Source organism: Pedobacter sp. 10L46_2, assembly GCF_056395165.1.
The window spans coordinates 1-7537 of the sequence record NZ_JBFTIZ010000207.1 but is presented as its reverse complement, the minus strand read 5'-3'; the positions used below and the strand labels follow the sequence as shown (position 1 = coordinate 7537).

Annotated in this window: 5 protein-coding genes and 1 pseudogene; all 6 read left to right on the top strand. The window is 36.2% G+C overall.

The features are described from left to right. Positions 1 to 1789 (top strand): asparagine synthase (glutamine-hydrolyzing) (asnB, locus tag AC1DDX_RS19050; protein WP_477622419.1); only part of this gene is annotated, 1789 nt, incomplete at its 5' end. A gap of 37 nt (positions 1790 to 1826) precedes the next feature. Continuing rightward, a complete protein-coding gene (locus tag AC1DDX_RS19045) occupies positions 1827 to 2921 on the top strand; it encodes an NAD-dependent epimerase (protein ID WP_172662605.1) in 1095 nt (364 codons plus the stop codon). A 480-nt stretch (positions 2922 to 3401) separates the two neighbouring features. Next, positions 3402 to 4751 (top strand): pectate lyase family protein, encoded by a 1350-nt coding sequence (locus AC1DDX_RS19040; protein ID WP_477622418.1) that lies wholly within the window; start codon positions 3402 to 3404, stop codon positions 4749 to 4751. 113 nt (positions 4752 to 4864) lie between these two features. Next, positions 4865 to 6013, top strand: coding sequence for a glycosyltransferase family 4 protein (locus tag AC1DDX_RS19035; RefSeq protein WP_288883667.1), 1149 nt, complete (start codon positions 4865 to 4867; stop codon positions 6011 to 6013). Between the two features lie 53 nt (positions 6014 to 6066). Next, positions 6067 to 7101 carry a GNAT family N-acetyltransferase gene (locus tag AC1DDX_RS19030; RefSeq protein WP_172662608.1) on the top strand — a complete coding sequence of 345 codons (1035 nt, stop codon included), beginning with the start codon at positions 6067 to 6069 and terminating at the stop codon, positions 7099 to 7101. Positions 7102 to 7119: 18 nt separating this feature from the next. Beyond that, positions 7120 to 7537: pseudogene (locus tag AC1DDX_RS19025) on the top strand (phytanoyl-CoA dioxygenase family protein); the annotation flags it as partial.

Genomic DNA, 7537 nt, shown 5'->3' with positions numbered 1-7537 from the left:
CAGTATGATCTTTAATGGGTTATTGCACAGAGGCCCCGATGAACAGGGACATTATAGCTTGTATAATGTAAATCTTTACCATACCAGACTGGCAATTCAGGATTTAAGTGTAACCGGGCAGCAACCAATGGAACACAATGGACTGGTGATTGTTTTTAATGGTGAGATTTACAATCATATGGAGCTTAGAGAAAAGTATGGTCTTAAGGCTTCTTCCAATTCTGATACATTGACCATACTGATGATGTTTGAATTGATGGGCATGGATATGCTTGAGGAATTTGATGGGATGTTTGCATTTGCATTATATGATACCCTCAATTTTAGAATGTACCTGGCACGTGATAGGGCGGGCAAAAAACCTTTGTATGTATATAATAAAGCAAAAACCTTTGTTTTTTCGTCGGAGCTAAACGTACTTTATAAAAAGTGCAGACCTGAGATAGATTACTCCTCGCTGGCTGATTACCTCTATGTTGGGCATCATTACCGTAAAGCTACTCCGTATCTTTTTGTTAACGAGTTGGAAAATGGGCACTATTTAAAGATTGATACACTTACAGGTCTTTGTGATGATGTTTGCTGGTTTAAAATCGAAGACTATTATAAAGCAGAAAGATACCCCGATTATACCGATGCTGTAACACAGCTCGATGGCATACTGAAAACTGCAGTTAAAAGACGAATAGATAGCTCCGATTTAGATGTAGGATCTTTTTTGAGTGGAGGGATTGATAGCGGATTAGTGACAGCAATGGCCGCTGAACAAACTTCAAAACTTAAAACCTTTACGGTTAAGGTTCCGGGATCTTTTGATGAATCGGCCCTTGCAGAGAAGGTAGCAAAGAAATATGGAACCGACCACACTGTTGTTGAAATAGACTTTTCTGATTTAACCAACGATATAGAAAAGATCATATCTAACCATGGTGAGCCTAATTCTGATAATTCCGCAATACCGAGTTATTATGTGGCCAGGGAAGCCAAAAAGCATATAACGGTTGTTTTAAATGGTGACGGTGCAGATGAGCTATTTGGTGGTTATAGAAGATATGTGCCATTTAAACACGTAGATTTTTTTAATCCGAGTCAATTTACAAGGATTAGTTCAAGAATCTTAACGAGTCTATTGCCTGTAGCTAATCAGAAACAAAGTAATTACACGTATATATATAGGTTATTGAAGTTTGGTGGCTATTCTGATTTGGTTAAAATCTATTGCTCAGCTTCTTCAGATCTTTTTGTGGGTTTTGAAGACGCGTTTCTTGAAAAACCAAAAATGAAGGTTATTTCAAGTGATCTTGCAAGAATTAACGACTATTCAATTTCGCCATTAAAGAAATTGCTGCTGATGGATTTTGATTCGATGTTGTTCAGCAGACTACTTACCAAAATGGATATTGCTACCATGGCACATTCTTTAGAAGGAAGAAGCCCTTTTTTAGCAAAAGAAGTTCTTGAATTTGCCCCTGGATTACCGGACAATTTTAAAATAAAGAAACTCCAGACCAAAGATATTTTGAGAACGCTTGGAAAAAAATATCTGCCGGCTGAGCTCATTGAACAACCTAAAAGAGGATTTGAAATACCCCTGAAGAAGTGGGTAGATCATGAACTCAAAGAGATTATCAATACCTATTTGATGGCTCCGGATAATTTATATTCTAAAATCATAAAAAAAGACTTCATAATGGACCTTATTGCCAGAAAGATTAAAATTTCTGATGAAAGAAGGGCCAAAATACTCTTTTGCGTATTCAGTCTGGAAGTGTGGCATAAAAACCTTTAAGCCTAAATCTATAAATCTAAATTTTAAAGCGATCGTTATGAAAGTATTGGTTACCGGTACAGCCGGTTTTATTGGGTATCATCTGGCAAAATATTTGTTGGAAAGAGGCGATGAGGTAGTCGGAATTGATAATATTAATGATTACTATGATGTAAATCTAAAACATGGCAGGCTCTCAGAAACAGGAATTGATGGTTTATCCTTAGAATATGGAAAAGCTGTAAGAAGTTGTAAATATCCCAATTATCAGTTTGTTAAACTAGATCTCACAGATCATGGCAAGATGAAGAAACTTTTTAAAGGATGTCATTTTGATGCGGTATGTAATTTAGCCGCGCAAGCCGGAGTAAGGTATAGTTTGACGAACCCCAGAGCATATATTGATTCAAATATCACCGGTTTCCTAAATATTTTAGAGTGCTGTCGTACACACAATATCAAACATTTTGTCTATGCAAGTTCATCAAGCGTTTATGGTTTAAATAAAAGAATGCCGTTTTCTCCAAGTCATCAGGCAAATCATCCGGTATCAATATATGCTGCTACAAAAAAAAGTAATGAACTTATGGCCCATACTTACAGCCATTTATTTAAACTCCCAACAACGGGGCTACGCTTTTTTACCGTATATGGCCCTTGGGGAAGACCTGATATGGCTCCATTTCTTTTCACAAAAGCAATTCTGGAACACAAGCAGATAGATATCTTTAACAATGGGAAAATGAAACGGGACTTTACCTATATAGATGATATTGTGGATGGAATTGTTCGTGTTATTGATCATCCCGCAAAAAAAAGTGTTTTATGGGACGCTTCTGTTCCTGACCCTTCGAGTTCCAATGTTCCATACAGGGTATTTAACATTGGAAGAGGAGAATCAGTAGATCTGTTAGAGTTTATTACTGAAATTGAGAAAAATATAGGTGAAATTGCCGATAAAAATTATATGCCAATGCAAAATGGCGATGTTGCAGAAACCTGGGCAGATATATCGGTAATGAAGAAAATGCTGGCATATGATCCGAAGGTTTCAGTATCTGAAGGGGTAAGAAATTTTGTGAATTGGTATAAAGATTTTTACTTGGTAACAAAAAAGGGACAAACGCATCTAGCAAGTGTTGTTTATCATTGATAATTCTCTTACAAAACAATACTAAAAATTATTGATAATTCTAAGTTTTGGGCCAAGTATATTTAGAGTTTGAGGTCTGATGGTTCTTTTGTGACGGAAAAATTACATTTATTCATGTGTTTGAACATGCTTTTTGTAGTTAATATCTACGTCGATATTAATAATTTATCACTATTTTAAATTAATTTAAAATTTGTATCTGGAAAATATTTTAATCAATTGATGCCTGATATAATAATAAGTAATATTTGATTAAGCTAAAAGATATTCTAATTTCTGAATGATAATTTATTAATTATAATAATTAAATCGATGAGATTTGCTAAATTGGATTAGCGCCTGAAAAATGGTTTTCTTTATGTAAAATCATTGATTTTCCATAATTTTTGAAGTGTATAGTGACGCGCTTTTTCGCGTTACCATTGTATACTTTTAAWAAATCAAATGGAAAGAAAAAACAAAACATCAAATCGACTGCCCATGAGCCTTCTATTACTGTTAGTTGTATTAACTTTTAGTAAATGTAAAAAAGGCTCGGATGCGGCAACCCCTGAAAACCCACTTACGCAGACTGATACTGGTGTAGCAGCTACGAGCACCACAAGTGGTATTAAATCATTACAAACATTTAGAGTAGCAAGTGACGGTGGTTACTCTTACAGAGTTTATGAGCTTCCAGTGTCAGGAGATTCACAAAGCCAGCCCAAAGTATCAACAATGAGGGTCTTTGAGGATGGAAAAGAGCTTGGTCCTGCGCATTCAAGCGCAGCAGACATCAGGAACATTGGTAAAGGACGCTTTTGTCATTGGCTTACCAGCGTATATATATCTGCTTCGGATAATAGCGATCCAAGGACCAATGGACGTAAGTATACTTATACCTTAGATGGCAGCAGTGGTTCTGTTGTACAACCTCCGGTAACGAGTCCTGTAGCGCCTCCGGCAACAAGCGGTGCTATTATTGGTTATGCTATGGTTGACGGTAAAACCACAGGTGGTACAGGTGGCCAAACCATAACTGTAACAACTTATTCTGCTTTAAAAAATGCTGTTTCATCAAATACAGCTACGATTATTAAGGTATCCGGAAGAATTACTGGTACAGGCTATTTAAACGTAGGTTCCAATAAAACAATCCTTGGTATGAAAGGTTCGAGTTTGGAAGGTGTTGGTTTATTAGTTTATGGAACCAGTAATGTAATCATCCGTAACATGACCATCAGAAATGTGGTAACCTATTCAAATATAGTTATTAAAGAAGGTGCTCATCACGTGTGGGTAGATCATTGCGATCTATCATCTGATAGAAATCACGGATGGGACTATTATGATGGTCTGTTAGACGTTGGTAACAGAGCAGATTATGTTACTTTATCGTACAATAGATTACATGATAATAATGTCGCGATGTTAATCGGTTTTGGAGATGCAAACACTAACGATATTGGTAAACTTCGTGTTACTGTCTACAAGAATTATTTCTATAATGTTTCTGAAAGACAACCTTGTACAAGATTTGGAACCATGCACGTATTTAATAACTATCTGCAAAATGGTAGCGGATACGGGATTGGTGTAACTATGGGTGCGACAGTAAGAACAGATAATAACTATTTTGAGAACCAGCATTATGCGATTTATACTGATTTTAATTCAAAACCAGGATTTGTTAGTGGCGCAAGCACTAATATTTACAAAGGTAGTGTAAACAAAATTTCAACAGCAGCATCATCATGGGTACCAACCTATGAATACAAGTCAGAACTTATTCCAGCAGCAAATGTTCCTGCGACTGTGATGRCAAATGCCGGAGCAATCCTGAACCTTTAAGCAATAATAGTTTTTGATTTAATAACATCTTTTTTGATGGTCATAGTATTAAGGGCGTGTTTCAACTCAGTTGAAACAGGCCCTTAAATATTTACCTATAAATTTAAATCAACATGGTAAAAGAAAGAAAGATAATCTTGATCTCATGCGATTCTCCACGTTCATTGCTGGATTTCCGAGGTAAATTGATAGAAGCATTAATTGTAAAACACGAAGTGATTATTTTTACTCCTAAAATTGAACATCAGGAGATTAAAAATAAGCTAAGTGAAATGGGGGTAAGGGTATATGAAAATGGATTGAATCCGAGTAATGTATCAATAGTCTCTGATCTTAAATACCTCTTCGAATTGCGCAGGCTGATCAAAGCTACTAAACCCGATGTGTTTTTTCCCTACACTTTTAAACCAGTTATTTATGGCGCTTTTGTTGCCAGGTTTTGCAGAGTAAATCACATCACACCGATGCTGACGGGGCTTGGCTACAATTTTTTAAATGTAGGTTCAAGGAAAACGGTAGTTCAAAAGATAACAAGGATTTTGTTAAAATTGAGTCTGAGAGCAAGTAAAAGATTGCAGATCATTTTTCAAAATAAGGATGATTATAATACACTGATTCGTGCAAATATTATTACAAACAAGAATATAGCTCATGTGGTGAATGGTTCGGGGGTAGATTTGTCTCACTATGAGTACTCTCCCCCCGATTTAAATAACATAAGTTTTTTGATGATTTCGCGATTAATTAACGCGAAAGGAATTAAGGAATACTACTATGCTGCAAAACAGATCAAAGAAAAATTCCCTGATGTTGTTTTTAAACTAATTGGGCCTTATGATGATAACATTGATGCCATTAGTGCGGATCTGTTTTCAAGAATAAAAACGGATGGAACCATCCAATATTTTGGGCTGGTTGATGATGTAAGACCATACATTAACAAATCTTCTGTTATTGTGCTACCATCTTATTATGGAGAGGGAGTTCCACGGTGTCTTTTAGAGGGAATGGCAATGGGAAGGGCAGTTATTACCTGTAATTCTGTTGGATGCAGGGAAACAATTAACCCGCTTCTAAGAAAGGCCAATGGTTTTTTGGTTCCAATAAAAGATATTCAACAATTGGCCTCTAAAATGGAGTACTATATAAGGCATACAGATGATGTTGCAAGATTCGGGCTAAATGGCAGAAAATACGCAAGCGAAAAGTTTGATGTAAACAAAGTGAACCAGACTATGGTTAATATTCTGGAAGGAGCATAATCCTACTACCTAGGAAAATCAGATCACTAGCGCACCTTAAAGAAAAAATATACATGTCTTATCAATGCTTAATTGTCCGCGCAAAAGCGGAGTGGGATGCTTATGTTAAACGGGCTCATAATTATGAAGTATATCACACCTGGTATTACCACTCCTTAAATATGGAAGGAGAGCCCATTCTTTTTATTTACGAGAAAGAAGATTTATTTATAGCATTTCCACTAATAAAGAGAAATATCGCAGGGTCATCTCAATATGATATGACTTCAGTATATGGATACGCAGGGCCAATATCTAATGTAGATTTTAAGGATATTCCGCAACTAACGATTGAAAGCTTTAAAGAAGAGTTCGGTCATTTTCTGAAGTCCGAACAGTGTATATGTGTTTTTTCACGATTGTATCCTTTTCTTAATCAACATTACTTACTGGAAAATATTGGAGGCGTTATTCCTAACGGAAGCACCATCTATATGGATTTATCATTAAGTATTGAAGAGCAGAGATCACGATACGATAAGAGGCTGAAAAGGCAGATAAAGAAACTTCGGGAAACCGGATATACCATTAAAAATGCAGCGGGTCCTAGCGAAATAGCTGCATTTACAGAAATGTATCATAAGAATATGGATCGGTTGGGAGCCAGCAAGAGTTATTATTTCGATGAAAAATATTTTGCCGGATTGCTCAATACCCGTGAATTTGAAAATGAGCTTGTGCTGATTTATGATGGTACTGAAATGATTTGCGGAGCCCTGATATTGATATCCGAAAATGTAGTCAGAAACCACTTGTCTGCCACTTCTGAAAAATACCTGAAAGTATCGCCCAGTAAATTACTGACGGATGAAATTAGCCTGATTGGCAGAAGATTGGGGAAAAAGATATTCCACTTAGGTGGGGGTGTAGGAGGAAAGGAAGACTCATTATTTAAGTTTAAAAGTCATTTTTCTAATTTAAGAATTAACGACTGGATCTGGTGTTACGTTAGCGACCAGGAATCTTATAATGCGCTTTTACATCAAAAAGGTGTAGGGCTCACCCAGCAGTCTACATTCTTTCCTGCGTATAGGCAAACCAAAGCATAACAAATAAAACGTACTATTATGAACAATAAATTTGATTATTCGGAAGCTGATATTACAATATTTGATAAGGTGATCAGCGAATACGGCTGGATCGTATATGAAAATGCTTTAAGCAATGAATTACTTGATGAAATCAATGACTCCCTATTGCCGGCTTATGAAGTAAGGCATAAGATACAGGAAGCCAATGGCATTGCGCAAAATATGGATGGCACCTTACATCACTTGGTGGAGAAGCAGCTGTTTACATTAAAATTTTTAGAACAAAAGTATGCACATGAGCAAATTATACATTTCTTAAAGGGCAATTACATTTTGAATTCATTAGGCGCGGTAATTAATGTAAGAAATGCACAACCGTATGTTCAGAATGTTCATCGGGATGTTAGAACTTTTACAGGATCATTTAAGCTTATGATCCAAATGATGGTTATTC